19 protein-coding genes are annotated in these 20,182 nt (G+C 66.4%); 17 read left to right on the top strand and 2 right to left on the bottom strand.

What is annotated here, in order from left to right; all coding sequences use genetic code 11:
• Nucleotides 1-1,799, bottom strand: a 1,799-nt coding sequence (locus tag AC1DEZ_RS17745; protein ID WP_476780206.1) for a methyl-accepting chemotaxis protein, incomplete at its 3' end; no start/stop codon positions are given.
• 369 nt (nucleotides 1,800-2,168) lie between these two features.
• On the opposite strand from AC1DEZ_RS17745, the gene hslV reads away from it, so the two are divergent.
• From hslV to trmB, 17 genes are all read left to right on the top strand, one after another.
• Nucleotides 2,169-2,738 carry an ATP-dependent protease subunit HslV gene (hslV, locus tag AC1DEZ_RS17740; RefSeq protein WP_282568291.1) on the top strand — a complete coding sequence of 190 codons (570 nt, stop codon included), beginning with the start codon at nucleotides 2,169-2,171 and terminating at the stop codon, nucleotides 2,736-2,738.
• A 52-nt stretch (nucleotides 2,739-2,790) separates the two neighbouring features.
• Nucleotides 2,791-4,101 carry an ATP-dependent protease ATPase subunit HslU gene (gene hslU, locus AC1DEZ_RS17735; RefSeq protein ID WP_476780205.1) on the top strand — a complete coding sequence of 437 codons (1,311 nt, stop codon included), beginning with the start codon at nucleotides 2,791-2,793 and terminating at the stop codon, nucleotides 4,099-4,101.
• The gene (gene murJ / locus AC1DEZ_RS17730; RefSeq protein ID WP_476780204.1) at nucleotides 4,101-5,672 is read left to right on the top strand and encodes a murein biosynthesis integral membrane protein MurJ; all 1,572 of its coding nucleotides are present in this window, start codon (nucleotides 4,101-4,103) and stop codon (nucleotides 5,670-5,672) included. The genes hslU and murJ overlap by 1 nt, the downstream gene beginning before the upstream one ends.
• A 46-nt stretch (nucleotides 5,673-5,718) precedes the next feature.
• Nucleotides 5,719-6,765 carry a tryptophan--tRNA ligase gene (gene trpS / locus AC1DEZ_RS17725; RefSeq protein WP_441510082.1) on the top strand — a complete coding sequence of 349 codons (1,047 nt, stop codon included), beginning with the start codon at nucleotides 5,719-5,721 and terminating at the stop codon, nucleotides 6,763-6,765.
• Nucleotides 6,766-6,854: 89 nt separating this feature from the next.
• Nucleotides 6,855-7,349, top strand: a complete 495-nt coding sequence (locus tag AC1DEZ_RS17720; protein ID WP_441510081.1) for a universal stress protein — start codon at nucleotides 6,855-6,857, stop codon at nucleotides 7,347-7,349.
• Nucleotides 7,350-7,444: 95 nt separating this feature from the next.
• Nucleotides 7,445-8,005: a NifU family protein gene (locus AC1DEZ_RS17715; RefSeq protein WP_476780203.1), complete on the top strand. Its 561-nt coding sequence runs from the start codon at nucleotides 7,445-7,447 to the stop codon at nucleotides 8,003-8,005.
• 54 nt (nucleotides 8,006-8,059) lie between these two features.
• Nucleotides 8,060-8,743: a tRNA (adenosine(37)-N6)-threonylcarbamoyltransferase complex dimerization subunit type 1 TsaB gene (gene tsaB, locus AC1DEZ_RS17710; protein WP_476780202.1), complete on the top strand. Its 684-nt coding sequence runs from the start codon at nucleotides 8,060-8,062 to the stop codon at nucleotides 8,741-8,743.
• 53 nt (nucleotides 8,744-8,796) lie between these two features.
• On the top strand, nucleotides 8,797-9,291 hold the full coding sequence (locus AC1DEZ_RS17705; RefSeq protein WP_441510078.1) for a GNAT family N-acetyltransferase: 495 nt from the start codon (nucleotides 8,797-8,799) through the stop codon (nucleotides 9,289-9,291).
• Nucleotides 9,292-9,370: 79 nt separating this feature from the next.
• Nucleotides 9,371-10,171 (top strand): lysophospholipid acyltransferase family protein, encoded by an 801-nt coding sequence (locus AC1DEZ_RS17700; RefSeq protein WP_476780201.1) that lies wholly within the window; start codon nucleotides 9,371-9,373, stop codon nucleotides 10,169-10,171.
• Nucleotides 10,172-10,278: 107 nt separating this feature from the next.
• Nucleotides 10,279-11,649: a tRNA (N6-isopentenyl adenosine(37)-C2)-methylthiotransferase MiaB gene (miaB, locus tag AC1DEZ_RS17695; protein ID WP_476780200.1), complete on the top strand. Its 1,371-nt coding sequence runs from the start codon at nucleotides 10,279-10,281 to the stop codon at nucleotides 11,647-11,649.
• A gap of 144 nt (nucleotides 11,650-11,793) precedes the next feature.
• Entirely contained in the window at nucleotides 11,794-12,975 is a 1,182-nt protein-coding gene (locus AC1DEZ_RS17690; protein ID WP_441510075.1) for a PhoH family protein, read from the top strand.
• The gene (gene ybeY, locus AC1DEZ_RS17685) at nucleotides 12,972-13,553 is read left to right on the top strand and encodes an rRNA maturation RNase YbeY (protein WP_476780199.1); all 582 of its coding nucleotides are present in this window, start codon (nucleotides 12,972-12,974) and stop codon (nucleotides 13,551-13,553) included. Before AC1DEZ_RS17690 ends, ybeY begins: the two co-directional genes overlap by 4 nt.
• The gene (locus AC1DEZ_RS17680) at nucleotides 13,550-14,539 is read left to right on the top strand and encodes a hemolysin family protein (RefSeq protein WP_441510073.1); all 990 of its coding nucleotides are present in this window, start codon (nucleotides 13,550-13,552) and stop codon (nucleotides 14,537-14,539) included. Before ybeY ends, AC1DEZ_RS17680 begins: the two co-directional genes overlap by 4 nt.
• Nucleotides 14,539-16,131, top strand: a complete 1,593-nt coding sequence (lnt, locus tag AC1DEZ_RS17675) for an apolipoprotein N-acyltransferase (RefSeq protein WP_476780198.1) — start codon at nucleotides 14,539-14,541, stop codon at nucleotides 16,129-16,131. The genes AC1DEZ_RS17680 and lnt overlap by 1 nt, the downstream gene beginning before the upstream one ends.
• 129 nt (nucleotides 16,132-16,260) lie before the next feature.
• Entirely contained in the window at nucleotides 16,261-16,674 is a 414-nt protein-coding gene (locus AC1DEZ_RS17670; RefSeq protein WP_441473720.1) for a helix-turn-helix domain-containing protein, read from the top strand.
• Nucleotides 16,675-16,830: 156 nt separating this feature from the next.
• Entirely contained in the window at nucleotides 16,831-18,036 is a 1,206-nt protein-coding gene (gene metK, locus AC1DEZ_RS17665) for a methionine adenosyltransferase (protein WP_441510071.1), read from the top strand.
• Nucleotides 18,037-18,249: 213 nt separating this feature from the next.
• Nucleotides 18,250-18,945 (top strand): tRNA (guanine(46)-N(7))-methyltransferase TrmB, encoded by a 696-nt coding sequence (gene trmB, locus AC1DEZ_RS17660; protein ID WP_441510070.1) that lies wholly within the window; start codon nucleotides 18,250-18,252, stop codon nucleotides 18,943-18,945.
• On the opposite strand, the gene AC1DEZ_RS17655 is transcribed toward trmB, so the two are convergent.
• Nucleotides 18,920-20,008, bottom strand: a complete 1,089-nt coding sequence (locus AC1DEZ_RS17655) for a DUF2336 domain-containing protein (protein WP_476780197.1) — start codon at nucleotides 20,006-20,008, stop codon at nucleotides 18,920-18,922. The genes trmB and AC1DEZ_RS17655 overlap by 26 nt on opposite strands.
• Nucleotides 20,009-20,182 lie beyond the last annotated feature (174 nt).

Below are 20,182 nucleotides of genomic sequence, written 5' to 3'. Positions count from 1 at the left end.
TCGGCCAGCGCCGCGTTCTGCTGGGTCATCTCGTCGAGATGCGCCACCGCCTGGCTCATCTCGTCGATGCCGTTGGCCTGCTCGCCCGACGCCGCCGAGATGTCGGCGATGGTCGCCGCCACCTTCTGCGAGGCTTCCAGGATGCGCGCGAGCTGCTCGCCGGCCTGGCGCACCAGCTTCACGCCCTCGCCGACCTCGGCATTGGACGAGGAGATCAGGGCCGAGATGTCCTTGGCCGCCTCGCCCGAGCGCTGCGCCAGCGTGCGCACCTCGGAGGCGACGACGGCAAAGCCCTTGCCGGCCTCGCCGGCACGGGCCGCCTCGACCGCGGCGTTGAGCGCCARMAGGTTGGTCTGGAAGGCGATGTCGTCGATGACGCGGATGATGTCGGAGATCTTCTGCGAGGCGCTCTCGATGCGGGCCATGGCCTCGACGGCCTGGCCGGCGATGGCGCCGCCGTTCTCTGCGGCCTGCATGGCGCCGTCGGCGATGCGGGCGGCGTCCTTCGAGGCCTGGGCGGAGGCCTTGACCGAAGCCGCGAGCTCCTCGGTGGTGGCGGCGGTCTCCTCGAGCGAGGAGGCCTGCTCCTCGGTGCGCTTGGACAGGTCGTCGGAGCCCATATGGATCTCGCGGGCGGCCAGGCCGACATCGGCCGAGGTCGTCTGGATCGTCGCGACCGTGGCCGAGAGCCGGTCGACCGTCTCGTTGATCGCGCCCTTCAGATCGGCGAAGCGCCCGCGATAGGCGGTCTCGACCCGGTTGGTCAGATCCCCGCCAGCGATCGCCGACAATGCCTGCGCGAACTCCGTCGTCGCCGAATCAACCACGAGGTTGATCTCGTTGATGCCCGCTACCAGCCGCTGCATCTGCTCGTCGGCATCGCTGATCTGCAACCGGGCCGAGAAATCGCCGGCCGCCGCCGCCGCGACGACCTCGCCGACATCGGACACCACCGCTTCCATCGATTGAGCCCGTGCCAGCCGGGCGGCGGCGGCAGCACGCTCCTGTTCCTGCAGCAGCGCGACCTGTTCCGTGCTCTCGCGCAGCACCGAGACTGCGCGCGCCATGGCGCCAATCTCGTCCGGACGGTCGGCATGCGGCACGTCGATACGGGTTTCGCCGGCCGTGAGTTTTTCCATCACCTCGCTGAGATCGAGGATCGGGCGGGTGATCGAACGCTGTGCGAAGACAAGCGCCACGCCAACAGAGAAGAGCAGGGTCGCCAGCAGGACGAGCGGCAAGAGCCACTGAACCTGACGGGTAAAGGCCGTCGCCTCCTCGCCGACGAGGATACCGGCCTTCTCGATGCGTTGGCTGAAGCTGATCAGCAGGTCGTTGAGAGCCTTCCGGTTGGCACGATTCGCTTCGTTGTTGCCCTGCGCATTGGCGGCTTCCGGCGAAACCTGGCGCCCGAGCCGGGCGGTTTCGGTGCGGAAGCCGATGAATTCCGCGACGGATTTGCCGATTTGCGCGACCGTCTCCCGTTCTTCGGCCGGCGCGACCTTCTGCAGCTCGGCGACGAAATTGCGCAAAGTTGGAATGCGATCGTCGATTCCCTTGGCGTAGGCCTCGGCTTCCTGCGGCGTCTTGGCCATGTAGATGCCGCGCGACTCCATCACCACGGCCGTGACGACGCCGTTGATACGCTGCGTCAGCAGCGCGACATTGCCCTGGATTTCGGAACGCGTATTGAGGTCATCCGCCTTGTGCAGACCGTAGATGCTGATGATCGCAGAAATAATGGCTCCGCCAGCGACGATGGCGAGCATGGCGAGAAGCTTCAGGCGGATGGATTTCATGACGACGGTCCCAAGGCGACCTCCTGAACGAGGAGTTCGTTTCCACCTGTGACCATTCGCCCCGATCGATAAAAAACTACTTAAAAACTGACCGGATCGATGACGTAAGATTCAACCCGTTCGGCGAGCCAGATGAGGAATATTCCTTTTGGCGAAGCTCAAGTGCATTAGCACAAGTAAACGATTTAGACTTAAACTATTCGATGGCGTTGGGTGGTTGAAATCGTTTACTCGAGCGCTTTGCAATCAATCAGGGATCTATTCATTAATTGCAACTTTAGAGATATGCTGCGCGCCGCCCCCCTTGATAGAGCGGCCTCGCCTGAACATGTTGCATCTTCCACAGTCCAATTTCCGGTCCTGATCCCGATGTCCGAATCCAGCAACGCCCCGGTCATGCACGCGACCACCATCCTGATGGTCCGCAAGGGAGGCCGTGTCGTCATCGGTGGCGATGGCCAGGTCTCGCTCGGCCAGACGATCATGAAGGGCAATGCGAAGAAGGTGCGCCGTCTCGCCAAGGGGCAGGTGATTGCCGGCTTTGCCGGGGCGACTGCGGATGCCTTCACCCTGTTCGAGCGGTTGGAGAGCAAGCTCGAGCAATATCCCACGCAATTGCTGCGCGCCTGTGTCGAACTCGCCAAGGACTGGCGCACAGATCGCTATCTGCGCCGGCTGGAGGCGATGCTGCTCGTCGCCGACAAGGAAGTTTCGCTGCTGATCTCCGGCACCGGCGACGTGCTGGAGCCGGAGGCGAGCGAGCACGGGGCCGTGATGGCGATCGGCTCGGGCGGCAACTACGCGCTTTCGGCAGCCCGCGCCCTGATCGATATCGAACCCGATGCCGAGACGATCGTGCGCAAGGCGATGAAGATCGCCGGCGACATCTGCGTCTACACCAACCACAGCCTCGTCATCGAGACGCTGGAGGCGGCGTGATCGCCGCAGCCAAGGCGCTTCCCAAGGTATTTCACCCGGATATCGTATCGTAATGACCAGCTTTTCCCCCCGCGAGATCGTCTCCGAGCTCGACCGTTTCATCGTCGGCCAGAAGGATGCCAAGCGCGCCGTCGCCATCGCGCTGCGCAACCGCTGGCGCCGCCAGCAGCTCCAAGGGCCGCTGCGCGAGGAGGTCTCGCCGAAGAACATCCTGATGATCGGGCCGACCGGTTGCGGCAAGACCGAGATCGCGCGCCGCCTCGCCAAGCTCGCCAACGCACCGTTCCTCAAGGTCGAGGCGACCAAGTTCACCGAGGTCGGCTATGTTGGCCGCGACGTTGAATCGATCGTGCGTGACCTTGTCGAGATTGCTATCGCGCTGGTGCGCGAGAGCCGCCGCAAGGACGTCCAGGCCAAGGCCCATCTCGCGGCCGAGGAACGCGTGCTCGACGCGCTGGTCGGCGCGAATTCCAGCCAGGCGACGCGCGATTCCTTCCGCCGCAAGCTGCGCGACAACGAGCTCGACGACAAGGAGATCGAGGTCGAGGTGGCGGCAGGCTCCGGTGCGGCCACGCCGATGTTCGAGCTTCCCGGCATGCCGGGCGCCTCGATCGGCGCAATCAACCTCTCCGACATGTTCGGCAAGGCCTTCGGCCAGAAGGGCAAGCCGAAGCGCATGCTGGTCAAGGACGCATACCAGCCGCTGCTCGCCGAGGAGAGCGACAAGCTGATCGACCAGGAAGCGATCGTGCAGGCCGCGATCCGCGAGGTCGAGAACAACGGCATCGTCTTCCTCGACGAGATCGACAAGATCTGCTCCCGCGAAGGCAAGGGCGGCGCCGATGTCTCGCGCGAAGGCGTGCAGCGCGATCTGCTGCCGCTGATCGAGGGCACGACCGTCGCGACCAAGCACGGCGCGGTCAAGAGCGACCATATCCTGTTCATCGCCTCCGGAGCGTTCCATGTCTCCCGCCCCTCCGATCTTCTGCCGGAACTGCAGGGCCGCCTGCCGATCCGTGTCGAGCTCTACCCGCTCGACATCGAGGATTTCAAACGCATCCTCACCGAGACCGAGGCGAGCCTGATCAAGCAGTCGGTCGCGCTGATGGCGACCGAGGAGGTTGCGGTCGAATTCAGGCCCGACGCGATCGATGCCATCGCCCGCATCGCCGTCGACGTGAACTCCACGGTCGAGAACATCGGCGCCCGCCGGCTCCAGACCGTCATCGAGCGCATCCTCGACGACATCTCCTTCACCGCGCCGGACCGCGCGGGCGAGACCGTCGTCATCGATGCGGCCTATGTCGAGGCCCGCATCGGAGATCTGGCCAAGAACGCCGATCTGAGCCGGTTCATCCTCTGATGGAAGAGCCGGCCGCGTCCGCGCCGGAAGCCTCTCGCCTCGCCCGTGACTCTGCCGTCGTCGGGGCAGCCACCGTCGCCTCGCGCCTGCTCGGTTTCGCGCGTGACGTGCTGATCGCGCGCCTGCTCGGCGGCGGCCCGGCGGCCGACGCCTTCCTCGCGGCTTTGCGCCTGCCCAATCTCGTGCGGCGCGTGCTCGGCGAGGGCGGGCTGAACGCGCCCTTCGTGCCGCTCTATCTGGCCGTCAAGGCGGACAAGGGTGAGAAAGCTGCGCGGCGCTTCGCCGGTGAGGCGGCTGGCCAACTCGGCCTGCTGCTGCTGGTGCTCGTCACGCTCGGTGAGCTCTTTGCGCCCTGGCTCGTGCTCGGCCTTGCCGGTGGCTTCGCCGATGAGCCCGAAACCCTCGCCTTGGCGGCCTCCTATACGCGGCTGATGCTGCCTTTCCTGCTGCTGACCACGCTTGCGGCGCTGCTGGCGGCCCTGCTCAACGCCGAGCGCCGCTTTGCCGTCGCAGCCCTCGCGCCGGCGCTGATGAATGCGATCCTGCTCGGCGTCCTGCTCGTTCTGCATGTGATGGGTGCAGCGCCGGAAGCCGGGGCGCGTTGGCTCGCGCTCTGCGTCAGCCTGACCGGGCTCGCTCACCTGGCGATGATTCTGGCCAGCCTGCGCGGCCCCGGCCTGCCGCGTCCGAGCCTGCGCTGGTCGCCGGAAATGACCCGGCTGATCCGCACCGGCGGCGCGACGCTGCTGGCGGCCTCCGCGGCCCAGCTTGTGCTGCTCGTCGCGACGCAGATCGCCTCCTCCGAGTCGGGTGCAGTGGCGGCGCTCTACTATGCCGACCGCGTCTTCCAGCTTCCGCTCGGCTTCGTCGGCGTGGCGATGGGCACGGTCGTGCTGTCCGACATGGCACTGGCGGCGACACGCGGCGGCCCGGATGCCATGCTCGGACAGTCGCTGGCGCTCGGCCTCGCGCTCGCTTTGCCGGCGGCGACCGCGCTCGTCGCGCTCGCCGGGCCGATCGTGTCGGGGCTGTTCGAGTACGGGCGCTTCGATGTCGGCGATCGCGAGCGCACGGCTGCAGCGCTGGCAGCCTTCGGCTGCGGCCTGCCTTTTGCCGTCGTGGCGAAGGTCTTCGGCCAAGTCTATTTCGCGCGCGGCCGGCCGCGGCTGCCACTGATCTCGGGCGGCCTGGCGGTGCTCGTCGCGCTGCTCGCCGGGCTTCTGCTGCCCGGCGGTCGCAACGCCGCGCAGATGGCGGCCTTGGCGGCGACGCTCGCCTTTGTCGTTCAGGCGTTCATGCTCGGCATCGCCCTGCTGCGCGACGGCATCTGGCGGCCGAGTCTCGGCAATCTGCGGCCCATCGCTTCCAGCCTCGCCGCCAGCGCGCTCATGCTCGTCGTGCTGGTCCTCCTGCTGCGGCTTTTGGCGGAGCCGCTGATGCCGGAACAACCGGCATTCCACCGCATCGGCGCGCTCGGCCTGCTCTGCCTAGCGGGGCTCGCCAGCTATTGTGCAGCGGGTTGGGCGCTCGGCGCCTTCGGCGCTCTCCCCTTGCGCAAGCGGCGGGCTTGAGCCAGAAGCGCCGCTTCCCTCCTCCATCGTGACGACGGAGTGCCCCATGTCGGGTTTTCATCAGCGCGTTTTCTCAGGCATGCAGCCGACCTCGACGCTGCATCTCGGCAATTATTTGGGCGCGCTGACCAATTGGGTCGCGATGCAGAAGACCCATGATTGCGTGTTCTGCGTCGTCGACATGCATGCGATCACGATGTGGCAGGATCCGGCCGACCTGAAGCGCGCCATCCGCGAGGTCACGGCCGCCTATATCGCGGCCGGCATCGATCCGCAGAAGAGCATCATCTTCAACCAGAGCCAGGTCTCGGCCCATGCCGAGCTCGCCTGGATCTGCAACTGCGTCGCGCGGCTGGGCTGGATGAACCGCATGACCCAGTTCAAGGAGAAGGCGGGCAAGGATCGCGAGAATGCCTCGCTCGGCCTCTACGCCTATCCGAGCCTGATGGCGGCCGACATCCTGCTCTACAAGGCGACGCATGTGCCGGTTGGCGAAGACCAGAAGCAGCATCTGGAGCTCACCCGCGACATCGCCCAGAAGTTCAACAACGACTTCGCGCCGCAGATCGCCGAGCTGGGTCTGGGCACGGGCGAGCTCGGCTTCTTCCCGCTGCCTGAGCCCATGATCATGGGGCCGGCCCAGCGCGTGATGAGCCTGCGCGACGGCACCAAGAAGATGTCGAAATCTGACGCCTCCGACTATTCGCGCATCAACCTGACCGACGACGCCGACGCCATCGCCCAGAAGATCCGCAAGGCCAAGACCGACCCGGAGGCGTTGCCCTCCGAGGCGAAGGGACTCGAGGGCCGCCCCGAGGCCGAGAACCTCGTCGGCATCTATGCCGGCTTGTCGGGCATGGCGAAGGGCGATGTGCTGCAGCAATTCGGCGGCGGCCAGTTCTCGGGCTTCAAGGCGGCGCTGGTCGATCTCGCGGTCGAGAAGCTCGCGCCCATCGCCGTGGAGATGCGCCGCCTGCTGGCTGAACCGAAGCATATCGACGCGATCCTCGGCGAAGGCGCGGCCAGGGCCGATGCCATCGCCGCGCCGATCATGCGCGAGGTCAAGGACATCGTCGGCTTCGTGCGCAGCTGACACGGACCCCCTTGGGCGCGACGGGCTTGCGCCGGAGGGCCGGCGCAGGCCACCATGGTCGTCCCTTCAAGCGGCGGCAGGACAGTTTCATGGTCAAGAAACGGCGGTCCTACGAGACGGGCCATCGGCCGAAATTTCTCGCGGTGGTCGACGATACCGAGGAGTGCGCCAAGGCGCTTCGCTTTGCGGCGCGCCGCTGCGCCCGTCTCGGCGCTGCGATCGTGCTGCTCGCAGTCGCACCGCCGCCCGAGCACGAGACCTGGCTCGGCGTCGGCGACGTGATGCGGGCGGAAGCCGAGGCTGAGGCCGAGAAGCGGCTCGACGCGGCTGCCATCGCCGTCCGGATGCTGGCCGGCCTCGAGCCCGAGCGCGTCGTGCGTATCGGCGACAAGGCCGGAGAGCTGGTCAAGCTGATCGAGGAGGACGAGGATATTTCGCTCCTGGTGCTCGCCGCCGGCACCGGACGTGAAGGCCCAGGCCCGCTGGTCAGCGCGCTGGCCGGCAAATCCTCGGCCAGCTTCCCGATTCCCGTCGCCATCGTCCCGGGCCATCTGGAAGACGAGGAAATCGACGCTCTGGCTTGAGGCCGGCGCCTTCCTTCGCGCTGGAATGATTCCAGCRACGCGCCTATATCGRGMYCAGGAACGGCGRCCTTGAMCCGCCGGYACCGGAGGTATTCATGTTCATCCAGACCGAATCGACGCCAAATCCGGCGACCTTGAAGTTTCTGCCCGGCCGTATCGTCATGGGCAGCGGCACGCTCGACCTGCGCGACGCCGATGACGCCGCCCGATCGCCGCTGGCCCAGCGCCTCTTCGGCGTTTCCGGCGTTTCCGGCGTCTTCCTCGGCTCGGACTTCATCACCGTCACCAAGTCGGAAGGCGAGTGGCCCCATCTGAAGCCGGCGATCCTCGGCGCGATCATGGAGCACTTCATGTCCGGCGCGCCGGTGCTGGCCGAGAATTCCGCTGCCGACATCGAGGAGGAAGGCGAGTTCTTCGCTCCGGAAGATGCCGAGACGGTCGATACGATCAAGGATCTGCTCGAGACCCGCATCCGCCCGGCAGTGGCCGGCGACGGCGGCGACATCACTTTCCGCGGCTATCGCGACGGCACGGTCTATCTCGTCATGAAGGGCGCCTGCTCGGGCTGCCCCTCCTCGACCGCGACGCTGAAGCACGGCATCCAGAACCTGCTGCGCCATTTCCTGCCGGAAGTGCGCGAAGTCGAGTCGGTTTGAGCTGGCCAAGGGATGAGCGCGTGACGGGCCTGGCTTTCGCGGAATGAAGATCTGATGCGCATTCTCGCGATCGACACCGCGCTGGGGGCCTGCTCGGCCTGTGTCCTCGAAGCCGGTGAAGCCGAGCCGCTGGCGCAGGAGCAGCTCGCCATGGACCGCGGCCATGCGGAGGCGCTGATGCCGCTGGTCGAGCGGGTGATGAAAGCTGTCGACGGCGGCTTTTCCTCGCTGGGCCGCGTCGCTGTCACGGTCGGTCCCGGCAGCTATACCGGCTTGCGGGTCGGGGTCAGCGCGGCCCGCGCCATCGCTTTCGCGGCCGGGATCCCGGCCGTCGGCGTCACCACGGTCGTCGCCTGCGCCGCCCCGCTGATCGGCCGCGAGTCCGGTCGCGTCATCGCGGCTGCGCTCGATGCCAAGCACGGCCAGGTCTGGTTCCAGGCGCTGACCTCGGAAGGCAAGCCGCTCGTCTCGCTCCGGCAGGTGAGTTATCGCGATGCGGCACGCGCCATCGGCGCCGGCCCCGTCAGCCTCGTCGGATCTTCGGCGCTGGCCGTCGCCAACGAGGCCTGGGCGATCGGCCTCGATGCCGTGGTCGTCGACGATACGAAGGCACCGGATATCGCCTGGGTCGCGCGGCTCGGCCTAATCGCCGATCCGGAGACCGCCCCGCCGCGTCCGCTCTACCTGAAGGCGCCCGAGACGACGCCGCAGGACAAAGCCCGCCTGCCGCGCCGGTGAACGCCTCCTCCAAATGGTGGTTGCCGAAACATCAATCCATGCGAACAAGCGGGATGGATTGGCTGCGCAAGCTCCTGCACCCTGATTCGGCGCCCGCGCGCACGATGCGGCTCGATGCCGGCTACGCCCGCCAGGTCGCGATGCTGCATCATCAGGGCGGCTTCGCCCGTGGCTGGCAGCCGGCCGAATGCGCCGCTCTGATCGCCGATGCCGGCGTCGCCACCGACGGTGTCTTCGGCAAGAACAACGATCCGGCCGGCTTCGTGATGTCGCGCAAGGCCGCCGACGAGGCTGAGATCCTCAGCATCGTGGTCGCCCCGGCCAGCCGGCGCGAAGGCCTCGGCCGGGTCTTGCTCTCGGCTCATCTTGCCCGCCTCGCGGAGGACGGCGTCGCTCATGTCTTTCTCGAAGTCGAGGAAGGCAATCTCGCGGCGGAGCGGCTCTATCGGCATTTCGGCTTCCGCGAGGTCGGGCGCCGCAAGGGATACTACCCCAAGCCCGATGGCAGCCGCGCCACTGCAATCGCGATGCGCCTCGATCTCACATGACTCTGCGGAACAATCGCGCCATTGACGGCGCTTCGAGCAGCGAGATGGTCTTCCTGACGATCAGCGGGCCCGTCCGCGCATGAAGGACCTCCGCGTCGGCGCGCTTGTCCGCCTTGCCTTGCTGATCGGCGGCACGTTCGGGCTGGTGCCGTTCCAGCTCGGCGTGATGCGGTTCGCCCCGAAATACCGGGGTGTCCTGCCGTTGCATTTCCATCGTCTGACCTGCTGGTGCCTGGGCGTGCGCCGCCGCGTCAGGGGGCTGCCGCCGCCGGCTGGCGCAGGGGCGCTGATCGTCGCAAATCATGTCTCCTGGCTCGATATCGGCGTCCTCGGCGCCGAGCGCGAGCTGGCCTTCGTTGCAAAGAGCGAGGTCGGCAAATGGCCGGTGGTCGGCTTCCTCGCCAACCTCCAGCGCACGGTCTATATCGACCGGCAACGACGCGGCGCGACCGCGGGTACCGCTGCCACGATGGGCGCCCGCATCGCGGCCGGAGAGGAAGTGGTGCTCTTCGCCGAGGGCACGACCGGAGACGGCACGCGCATCCTGCCCTTCCGCTCCTCCCTGCTCGGCGCGGTCCATCATGCCATGGGCGACGCAGAGACGGATGTCACGGTCTATCCGCTGACCATCACCTATACCGGCTGGCAGGGGCTGCCGGGAGGGCGCCTCGAGCGCGCCGCGCTGGCCTGGTACGGCGATACCGAGCTCTGGCCGCATCTGAAGCTGGTGTTGGAATGCGGCGCGATCGATGTCGAGCTGGTCTGGGGTGAACCGATCGCGATGGGCCGCGCCATGTCGCGCAAGGCGGCGACGCGGCGGGCGGAGGATGCGGTACGCGCGGCGCGGAACGAGGCCGTCACAGGCCGGCCGGCCATCTGAGACGGGTTGGCGCACGGCTTGCCTGCTGCGAGGTCAGTGAAGCCGGGCCGTTTCCAAGGCGCCCGATCCGCAGTAAAGAAAACCTTTTGGAGACCCGATCCGCGGCGATGAAGAAAGTCCACATCAAGTCCTTCGGCTGCCAGATGAACGTCTATGACGGGCAGCGCATGGCCGACATCCTGAGCCATCAGGGCTATGAGGAAACGGCGACGCCGGAGGGCGCGGATCTGATCCTGCTGAACACCTGCCATATCCGGGATCGGGCCGTGCAGAAGGTCTACTCCGAGCTCGGCAAGCTGCGCGACATCAAGAATGCCCAGTTGGCCGGGGGGCAAGAGACGAAGATCGTCGTCGCCGGCTGCGTCGCCCAGGCCGAGGGTGCCGAGATCCAGCATCGCCAGCCTGCCGTCGATCTCGTGGTCGGGCCTCAGGCCTATCATCGCCTCCCGGAATTGCTGGCCGAGGCCGCGCGGAAGCGCGTCGTCGATACCGACCTGCCGATCGAGGACAAGTTCGGCTTCCTGCCGGCGCCGAAGCCGCAGATCATCCGCGCACGCGGCGTTTCCGCCTTCGTCACGGTCCAGGAGGGTTGCGACAAGTTCTGCGCCTTCTGCGTCGTTCCCTACACGCGCGGCGCCGAGTTCTCGCGCCCTGTCGCTCAGGTTCTCGCCGAAGTCGAACGTCTGGCCGAGGCCGGCGTGCGCGACGTCACCCTGATCGGCCAGAACGTCAACGCCTACCATGGCGAGGGGCCGGATGGGGCGGTCTGGGGCTTGGCGCGGTTGATGCGCCGTGTCGCCGATGTGCCGGGTATCGCCCGCATCCGCTACACGACGAGCCATCCGCGCGACATGGACGACGATCTCATCGCCGCCCATCGTGACCTGCCGCAGGCGATGCCTTTCCTGCATCTGCCGGTTCAGGCCGGCTCGGATCGCATCCTCGCCGCGATGAACCGGAAGCATACCGGCGACGAGTATCGCCGTCTGATCGAGCACATCCGCGAAGCGCGTCCCGATATCGCGCTCTCGTCGGACTTCATCGTCGGCTTCCCCGGTGAAACCGATGCCGATTTTGAGGATACGATCCGTCTCGTCGACGAGATCGGCTTCGCTTCGAGCTATTCCTTCAAGTATTCGTCGCGCCCGGGGACGCCCGCGGCCGAGCTTGACGCGCAGATTCCACGCGCGGTGATGGATGAGCGCCTCTACCGGCTGCAGGAGCGGATCGAACATCACCGCCAGGCATTCAACGCCGCGATGGTCGGACGGACTGTGGATGTCCTGCTGGAGCGGGCCGGACGCCACCCCGGCCAGCTTGCCGGAAAGTCACCCTATCTGCAGGCTGTGCAGATCGAGAGCGAGACGAATCAGATCGGCGACATCGTCCAGGTGACGATCGAGCGGGCCGGTTCCAATTCGCTCTTCGGCCGGCTGGCGGAGGCGGGGCGGACGGATGGAAAGGACATGGCCGCTTGAGCGCGCTGCGGTTCGTGCCCATCTCCTGCTGGAAGGCTCTGGCCTGTCATCAGGCTGAGATTGTTGCGTTCGGATATGCTGCGAGACGACCCGGCCGGGCGCTCCTGCCCGACGGGAACGGGCGCAAAAGCCCTCTCTACGGAGATGACGCATTTGGCACAGGCTGATTCGACGACGCAAAGACCCGACCGGACCCCGCGGCGAGACGTGTCGCCAGCCCGCCCCGAGGGCGCGGGCCGCGACGGTTTGCCGGCCACCGAGGTCGTGCTGTCCTTCGATGACAACCGCCTCGCCAGCCTTGTTTTCGGTCAGTACGACCAGAATCTCGCGCATCTCGAGCGCAGGCTCGGCGTCGTGGTCAATCCTAACGGCAACCACGCCACCGTGAAGGGCCCGCGCGAGACCGCCGAGCAGGCAGGCCGCGTGCTGAAGACGCTCTACGCCCGTGCCAAGGCCGGTGCCTCCGTTACCCTCGGTGAGGTCGACGGCGCGATCGAGGAGAGCAATGTCCAGCGCTCGCTCTTTCCGGCCGCGGATGTCGGCAAGGCTTCCTTCGATGCCGTGGTCACTCGCAAGCGTGGGCCGGTCAGGGCCCGCAACGCCGCGCAGGACGCCTATCTGCGCCAGCTCAAACGGCATGAACTGGTGCTCGCGGAAGGACCGGCAGGCACCGGCAAGACCTGGCTCGCGGTCGGGCACGCCGTCTCGCTGATCGAGCAGGGCGTGGTCGAGCGGATGATCCTGTCGCGTCCGGCGGTGGAGGCAGGCGAAAGGCTCGGCTTCCTGCCCGGCGACATGCGCGAGAAGGTCGACCCCTATCTCCGGCCGATCTACGACGCGCTCAACGATTTCATGGAGGCCCGCCATGTCGAACGCGGGCTCCAGACTGGCATGATCGAGATCGCGCCGCTGGCCTTCATGCGCGGCCGCACCTTGAGCAACGCGGTCGTGCTGCTCGACGAGGCCCAGAACGCCACCTCGATGCAGATGAAGATGTTCCTCACCCGTCTGGGCGAGGGGTCGCGCATGATCATCACCGGCGATCCATCCCAGATCGACCTGCCGCCGGGCCAGCGCTCCGGCCTCGTCGAGGCGGTCAAGCTGCTCAAGGACGTCGAGGGCGTCGGCTATGCCCGCTTCGAGGAAGGCGATGTTGTCCGGCATGAGCTGGTGCGGCGCATCGTGATGGCTTATGAGACCGCGTCGCGCCATGAGCGCGCCGAACGGGAGGAGCGCTTGCGCAATCCCGATATGCCCGCGGATTCCCACCGCGAGGGCGACAGCGAAGGGCTGAAGCGAATGTTGGCGCGGGAGCGGCCGCGATGAACGATCGACCTCGCGGGCGGCGCTCGGCGCCGCCACCCGAGAAGATGTCGCTTGATCTCGATCTGAGGGCCCAGTCGCGCCAGTGGCAGGCGGTGGGCAATCTCGCGAGCCTGCGGGCATTGATCAATGAGGCGCTGGCCGCGGGTCTTGCCGTGGCGCCGCGCAAGCCCATGGCGGGCGCCGAGCTCAGCCTGTTGCTGACCGACGACAAGCGCATCCGCATCGTCAACCGCGACTGGCGCGGCTTCGACAAGGCGACGAACGTGCTCTCCTTCCCGGCAGCCCCGCCGGAGCGCATTGCGGCGAGCCCGCTGCTCGGCGACATCGTCATCGCCTTCGAGACGGTGGAGCGCGAAGCCCGGGCGGAGGCTAAGGACATCGCCGACCATCTGCGCCATCTGGTCATTCATGGCCTGCTGCATCTGCTCGGCGAGGATCATGAGACCGACGACGAGGCGCGCCGCATGGAAGCCCTCGAAGTCGAGGCGCTCGCCAGCCTCGGCATTGCCGACCCCTATGCCGATGGCGAGCTCATCGCCGCGGCGGCCCCTTCTTCCGCACAGTCCCCGCAGCCATGACCGACGACAGTCGACAATCCCAGTCTGAAACCAATGGCCGCGGCTTCGGCCATTGGCTCGCCCAGTTCCTCGAACGTCTCGGCCTGCGTGCCGGCGGCACGGCGCGTGAAGAGATCGTCGAGGCGCTGGCCGAAGAGAACGGCGAGCTCGCCGACATTTCCGCCCAGGAGCGCGCGATGCTCAGCAATGTGCTGAGCCTGCGCGAGCGTCGTGTGAGCGACGTCATGATCCCCCGCGCCGACATCGTGGCCGTGCCGGCGGATGCGACGCTGGACGAACTGCTGGCCCATTTCCGGACTGCCGGCCATTCGCGCCTGCCGGTCTTCGACGACACGCTCGATGACCCACGCGGAATGGTCCACATCCGCGACTTTCTGGAATATCTCGCGGAGAAGGCTCGCCCTGAAGGGGACGTGCCTTCCGAAGACGGAAGCAAGCTTGCCATCCCGCATGACCTTGCGGCGGTCGACCTGAACACGCCGCTCTCGGCGACGAAGCTGTTGCGCCCAGTGCTCTATGTTCCGCCTTCGATGCCTGCGGTCGACCTTCTGGTCCGCATGCAGGCGACGCGCACCCATATCGCGCTCGTCATCGACGAATATGGCGGCACCGACGGGCTCGTCTCGATCGAGGACCTGATCGAGATCGTGGTCGGCAACATCGAGGACGAGCACGATCTCGAGGAGACACCGATCGCACCCACCGGCGAGGACAGCTTCGCCGCCGATGCGCGCGCGACGCTGGAGGAGCTTAAGCGTGCAACCGGCGTCGATCTCTCTCGGAACGAGGTGGCGGATGACATCGACACGCTCGGCGGGCTGATCGTGACCCTGGCCGGCCGTGTCCCGGCGCAGGGCGAGATCGTCGAGGGTCCGGAAGGGCTGACCTTCGAGATCCTCGATTCCGATCAGCGCCGCGTGAAGCGCCTGACGATCCATCGCCGCAGCCAGACGGCGCCCGAAGAAACGGCGATGGAGCCTGGCTGATGCGCGTGGCGCGGCTTGCGGAAGCGGTCATTCTCGCTTGGGGATGGCGCAGGCGGCTCATCGCGCTTTTCGCGGGAGCGAGCGGTGCGCTCGCCCTGCCGCCCCTGGATCTCTGGCCGCTGGTCATCGTCCCGATGACGGTGGCGGTCTGGCTCCTTGACGGTGCGGTTGGCACCACTGCGACAGGTCGCTTCCGTGCAGGCTTCGCTGCCGGCTGGTGGTGGGGTTTCGGCTTTTTCCTCGCCGGATTGTGGTGGCTCGGCGCCGCCTTTCTCGTCGAGGCCGACAAATTCGCCTGGGCGATGCCGCTGGGGGTCGTCGCGCTGCCGGCCTTTCTGGCGATCTTTCCGGCCTTGGCCTTTGGCGCGGCGCGCTTGTATTGGCCCGAGGGAGCCCGGCGCATTCTCGTCCTCGCCGCGGCGCTGGCGATGAGCGAGTGGCTTCGTGGCCATGTGCTGACCGGCTTTCCGTGGAACGTCTACGGCATGATGCTGGCGGGTGAGATTCATCTCGCCCAGTTCGCTTCGCTCGCGGGGCTCTACGGCCTCACGCTGCTGGCTGTCGCGATTGGCGGGGCGCCGGCGGTGATTGCCACGGCCAAGACTCCGGCCGGCCGTTGGGCGGCTCCGCTGACCGCGCTGGCAGGCGTCGCGGTGTTATTCGGTTTTGGCTTCTGGCGCATTCCGCCGGGTCCCTCACCGGTCGTGGCGGGCGTGAAGCTCAGGCTCATGCAGCCCAACCTGCCGCAGGACGCGAAGTTCAACGGACGCAACGGCGAAGCCATCCTCAACCAGTACCTCGCGCTGAGCGACCGCGCGACGAGCCCGACGACGCCCGGCCTGCAATCGGTCACGCATCTGATCTGGCCCGAATCCGCCTTTCCCTTCTTACTAGGCCGCACGCCGGGTGCGCTGTCCCGTATCGCGGCGGTCCTGCCGCCCGACGTGACCCTGATCACGGGCGCGGCCAGGGCTGGCGAGATGCTGCCGGGAGAGGGCAGGCCGCCGATCTACAATGCCATTCAGGTCGTCAACGACGAAGGCGTCATCGTCGCGAGCTACGACAAGCTCCATCTGGTCCCCTTCGGCGAGTATCTTCCGCCTTTTCTCGAGGCGCTGATCCGCCGCGTCGGCCTCTCTGAATTCGTGTCCGTGCCCGGCGGGTTTTCATCCGGAACCAGCCGGATGCCTCTTGCGGTCAAGGGACTTCCCGTCGCAGCGCCGCTTATCTGCTATGAGGTTGTCTTTCCGGGCGAGGTGGCTCCGCGCGGCCCTCGGGCAGGGTTTTTCCTGAATGTGACCAATGATGGCTGGTTCGGCCAGACCAGCGGCCCCTATCAGCACTTCGCCCAGGCGCGGCTTCGCAGCGTCGAGGAAGGCCTGCCGCTCGTCCGGGTCGCCAACACCGGTATTTCCGGGGTGGTCGATGCCTATGGCCGGGTCGTCGCGAGCCTGCCTCTGGGCGTGGAGGGCGTATTGGATGCCCCGCTCCCGCGCAGCGGGCCGGTGACGCCCTATTCCCGGGGTGGCGATGCCATTTTTGCCGGTATGCTGCTCGTTTTTTTGATGCTTTCTCGCTTCAAAAAAAGCTGATCATCCCATTTGGAACAAATTTTGCGAGAAAGAGTGGACCGTCCGTGACGGCTATAATACACCAACGTTTCCGCGCCGACCAGGATGGCGGCTCCTGGTCATGACGACTGACGTAAGAGCAGGTTAATCATGATCAAGAAAGTCCCCAACCCGGTCGACAAGCATGTCGGTAGCCGCGTCCGCATGCGTCGAATGCTTGCCGGTATTAGCCAGGAAAAGCTGGGTGACGCACTGGGGCTGACCTTTCAGCAGGTTCAGAAATACGAGAAGGGTTCTAATCGCATCAGTGCGAGTCGTCTGCAGCAGATTGCCAAGATGCTCGACGTGCCGGTTTCCTTTTTCTTTGATGGTGCCCCCACGGGCGACATGCCGGCTGGCGGTTTCGCCGATTCCGCGGCGACGGCGTATATTTCGGACTTCCTCGCGACCAGCGAGGGCGTGCAGCTCACCAAGGCCTTCACCCGCATCAAGAACGGCCGCGTCCGCAGGCGGATCATCGATCTCGTCGAAGCGCTGGCCGAGCAAGACACTGAAAATGCGTGATTCCGGGATGTTTTCGTTCGTTTTGACGAACGCGCTTTTCGATTAACGGATTTCCCCACTTGACGACGAACGCGTCCGCTGCGATGACGGCGCGTTTGTTGAGGCTGGTGTCGAGCACCAGCCTTTTCCATGTGCTGTTTCAGGGATCCTCCGACCGTGTCACGCCAGAATTATCTGTTTACCAGCGAGTCCGTCTCCGAGGGACATCCCGACAAGGTCTGTGACCGCATCTCCGACGAGATCGTCGATCTGTTCTTCAAGGAGGCGGTCAAGGCTGGCTATGAGCCGTCCAAGGTCCGCGTCGCGGCCGAAACGCTGGCGACGACCAACAGGGTCGTCATCGCCGGCGAGGTCCGCACCCATCTCGACGAGAAGCAGATCAAGTCGAAGGTGAAGTCAGCTGCCCGCAAGGCGATCCGCAACATCGGCTACGAGCAGTCCGGCTTCCACTGGAAGACCTGCAAGATCGACGTGCTGCTGCATCCGCAGTCGGCCGATATCGCGCAGGGCGTCGACGAGGCCGGCAACAAGGATGTCGGCGCCGGCGACCAGGGCATCATGTTCGGCTACGCCAGCCGCGAGACGCCCGAGCTGCTGCCCGCCCCGATCTACTACGCTCACAAGATCCTCGAGACCCTGACGCTCGCCCGCAAGAAGGGCGAGGGCGACGCCGCCAAGCTCGGCCCCGACGCCAAGAGCCAGGTCACCGTCAAATACGAGAACGGCAAGCCGGTCGGCGTGACGCAGATCGTGCTCTCGACCCAGCATCTCGACGAGACGTTGTCCTCGGCCGACGTCCGCAAGATCGTCGAGCCGTATATCCGCGAGGCCCTGCCGGAAGGCTGGATCTCGAAGGACACCGTCTGGCACATCAACCCGACCGGCAAGTTCGTGATCGGCGGCCCGGACGGCGATGCCGGCCTCACCGGCCGGAAGATCATCGTCGACACCTATGGCGGCGCGGCTCCTCATGGCGGCGGTGCCTTTTCGGGCAAGGACCCGACCAAGGTCGACCGTTCGGCGGCCTATGCGGCGCGCTACCTCGCCAAGAACGTCGTCGCGGCCAAGCTCGCCGACCGCGCCACGATCCAGCTTTCCTATGCGATCGGCGTCGCCAAGCCGCTGTCGATCTATGTCGACCTGCATGGCACCGGCAAGGTCGACGAGGCCAAGCTCGAGGACATCCTCGGCAAGCTCGTCGATCTCTCGCCGAACGGCATCCGCAACCATCTCGGCCTTAACAAGCCGATCTATGCCAAGACCTCGGCCTATGGCCATTTCGGCCGCAAGGCCGGCCGCGACGGTTCCTTCTCCTGGGAGAAGACCGATCTCGTCGACGCGCTGAAGAAGGCCGTCAACTGAAACGACCTCGCCGGGTCATGAGCAAGGAGGCCGGGGTCAACCCGGCCTTTTTCTTTGACTTGATGGATGAGGTCGCTGAAACACCGCCGTCATTCCGGGCTTGACGCGGGATCTGTCGGAGCACTCCGGAGCTCTGTGATGGATTCCGGATCTCCGCGTCGCTGCGTCCGGAATGACGGCGCTCCATCGGATAATGCGGTACGAACACGGATCATGACCCACGAACCCGACCACGACGAAAGGGCTTTCTACGGCCGCCGCAAGGGCAAGGCGCTGCGCGATGGCCAGAGCCATCTGATCGAGCACACCCTGCCGCGACTGCGGCTGCCCGAGGGCGAGATTGCCGATCTGAAGGCGCTCTTTCCCGGGCCTGTCGAGGCGGTCAGGCTTGAGATCGGTTTTGGTGGCGGCGAGCATCTCCTGATGCGGATGCGGGAGAGCCCGCAGATCGGCTTCATCGGCGTCGAGCCCTTCATCAACGGCATGGCCAAGTTCCTCGCCGTCGCCGAACGCGAGGGGCTGACCAATATCCGCGTCTGGGACGACGATGCCGCGCTGCTGCTGCCGCGTTTGGCTGCAGGCGGCCTCGATGCCATCGACCTGCTCTATCCCGACCCCTGGCCGAAGCGCCGGCAGCGCAAGCGCCGCTTTGTCTCCGAGCATACTCTCGCCCTGTTCGCGCGCACGCTTCGTCCCGGCGGCCGCTTCCGCTTCGCCAGCGACATCGACGATTATGTCGGCTGGACGCTGTCGCGGCTGCTGGCCTCGCCGGATTTCGACTGGACGGACGAGCGGCCTGGCGACTGGCGCACGCCCTATCCGGGCTGGATTCGCACGCGTTACGAGGCGAAGGCGGTCCGGGAGGGCCGCATCTCCAGCTATCTCACGGCTTTGCGTCGCGCATCCTGAGGAAGCCGAGCACGCGCTGGGCGGTGCTCTGCGCGAGGTTGCGGAAGCTCTCGCGGGCACGGTCGAGGGCCGCCTGCGACTTTCCGAAATCCTTCCGCAGCGAGATCAGGGCTGCCGTCGTCTCCCACGACCAGCCGAGGCCGCGCGCGACGATCAGGATCGCTTCGCGGTCGCTGCCGAGGATGACCTGCTCGCTCGCCGGCAGGCTGAGCTGTGCCAGTACCGCGACGGCGCAGATGGCGTGCTCGGTTGCGCCCTGCCGCGCGAAGTCGCGCACCTTGGCCTCGTCGAGCAGCCCGGCTTCGTTGAGCTCACGGATCTCGACGAGCGCGGCGCTGATGGCGCCCAGTTCGCCGGGCATCTGGCCGCCGGCCGCGACGGCGTCGGCACCGCGTTCGACCGCACCGTCGACGTCGCCGGCCAGCGTCGGCTCCAGGCTCTCATTCAGGCGCCGGCGGGCGGAATTCTTGGCGGCGGTCATAAGTTGCCCGACCAGCTCCGTTGGGATGTGCCGGCGTAAGCCGAGCGTCGCCTGAAGCGCGTCGTCCTGGGCCGCGCGCATCACCAGAACGCCCATGCCATGCCGCGAGAACCGCGCCGTCTGATTGGCCGCGACCGCATGGGTGACGACCCGTCCGCCGCGCAGGATCAGGAAATCGGTGACGGGTTCCCCGAGATCGGGCCGCTCCGTGATGGCGAGCATGTGGTCGCGGCCCTTGGCCGCCGACACCGCGACGAGATCCTGGTCGGTCAGCCGCGGCGACTGCACCAGGACGGAACGCGCCACGGCGATTTCGTCGAGGGCAAGCTGGCGCACGACCCCGCTCGGCGCGTTCGGCACGGGCGCGATCCGCTCCGAGAGCTCGATCCGGGCGCGCAGCTCGATGGCCCGCGACAGCCGCCCGATGACCGCGTCGAAGACGCCGACCTGCTGTTCGTCCATGTCGATCGCGGTGGCGAGGAAGAGATCCGTCAGACGTGACAGGATGACGGCGCGCTCGTCACCCGAGCCGCGCGCCATCGTCGTCTCGAGATCCCGCAGCAGCGTTGCGACCGTACTCATACTCTGTCCTCGACCGCTATCCCGTCAGCCAGACTGGCAGGCAAGGATGACCATTGGGTTATCGCCGACGCTCGGAGCTTGCATATCGGGGCGATGCGGACTAAATAGCGGCCAACAGCTCTGGTATCGGTTAACGCCGATGATCAAGAGCGGGCCGGCCGGCCCGCTCTTTTT

The organism is Allobosea sp. 10L422 (genome assembly GCF_056395345.1).
Note: the sequence above shows the minus strand (reverse complement) of the source record. Positions and strands in the feature narration are given on the sequence as shown.

Coding starts and splice junctions, on each gene's coding strand:
- AC1DEZ_RS17670 (WP_441473720.1), top strand. CDS start 16,261: ATGATCAAGAAAGTCCCCAACCCGGTCGACAAGCATGTCGGTAGCCGC.
- lnt (WP_476780198.1), top strand. CDS start 14,539: ATGCGCGTGGCGCGGCTTGCGGAAGCGGTCATTCTCGCTTGGGGATGG.
- miaB (WP_476780200.1), top strand. CDS start 10,279: ATGAAGAAAGTCCACATCAAGTCCTTCGGCTGCCAGATGAACGTCTAT.
- tsaB (WP_476780202.1), top strand. CDS start 8,060: ATGCGCATTCTCGCGATCGACACCGCGCTGGGGGCCTGCTCGGCCTGT.
- AC1DEZ_RS17715 (WP_476780203.1), top strand. CDS start 7,445: ATGTTCATCCAGACCGAATCGACGCCAAATCCGGCGACCTTGAAGTTT.
- trmB (WP_441510070.1), top strand. CDS start 18,250: ATGACCCACGAACCCGACCACGACGAAAGGGCTTTCTACGGCCGCCGC.
- hslU (WP_476780205.1), top strand. CDS start 2,791: ATGACCAGCTTTTCCCCCCGCGAGATCGTCTCCGAGCTCGACCGTTTC.
- AC1DEZ_RS17690 (WP_441510075.1), top strand. CDS start 11,794: ATGACGCATTTGGCACAGGCTGATTCGACGACGCAAAGACCCGACCGG.
- hslV (WP_282568291.1), top strand. CDS start 2,169: ATGTCCGAATCCAGCAACGCCCCGGTCATGCACGCGACCACCATCCTG.
- trpS (WP_441510082.1), top strand. CDS start 5,719: ATGTCGGGTTTTCATCAGCGCGTTTTCTCAGGCATGCAGCCGACCTCG.
- AC1DEZ_RS17680 (WP_441510073.1), top strand. CDS start 13,550: ATGACCGACGACAGTCGACAATCCCAGTCTGAAACCAATGGCCGCGGC.
- AC1DEZ_RS17720 (WP_441510081.1), top strand. CDS start 6,855: ATGGTCAAGAAACGGCGGTCCTACGAGACGGGCCATCGGCCGAAATTT.
- murJ (WP_476780204.1), top strand. CDS start 4,101: ATGGAAGAGCCGGCCGCGTCCGCGCCGGAAGCCTCTCGCCTCGCCCGT.
- AC1DEZ_RS17655 (WP_476780197.1), bottom strand. CDS start 20,008: ATGAGTACGGTCGCAACGCTGCTGCGGGATCTCGAGACGACGATGGCG.
- AC1DEZ_RS17700 (WP_476780201.1), top strand. CDS start 9,371: ATGAAGGACCTCCGCGTCGGCGCGCTTGTCCGCCTTGCCTTGCTGATC.
- AC1DEZ_RS17705 (WP_441510078.1), top strand. CDS start 8,797: ATGGATTGGCTGCGCAAGCTCCTGCACCCTGATTCGGCGCCCGCGCGC.
- ybeY (WP_476780199.1), top strand. CDS start 12,972: ATGAACGATCGACCTCGCGGGCGGCGCTCGGCGCCGCCACCCGAGAAG.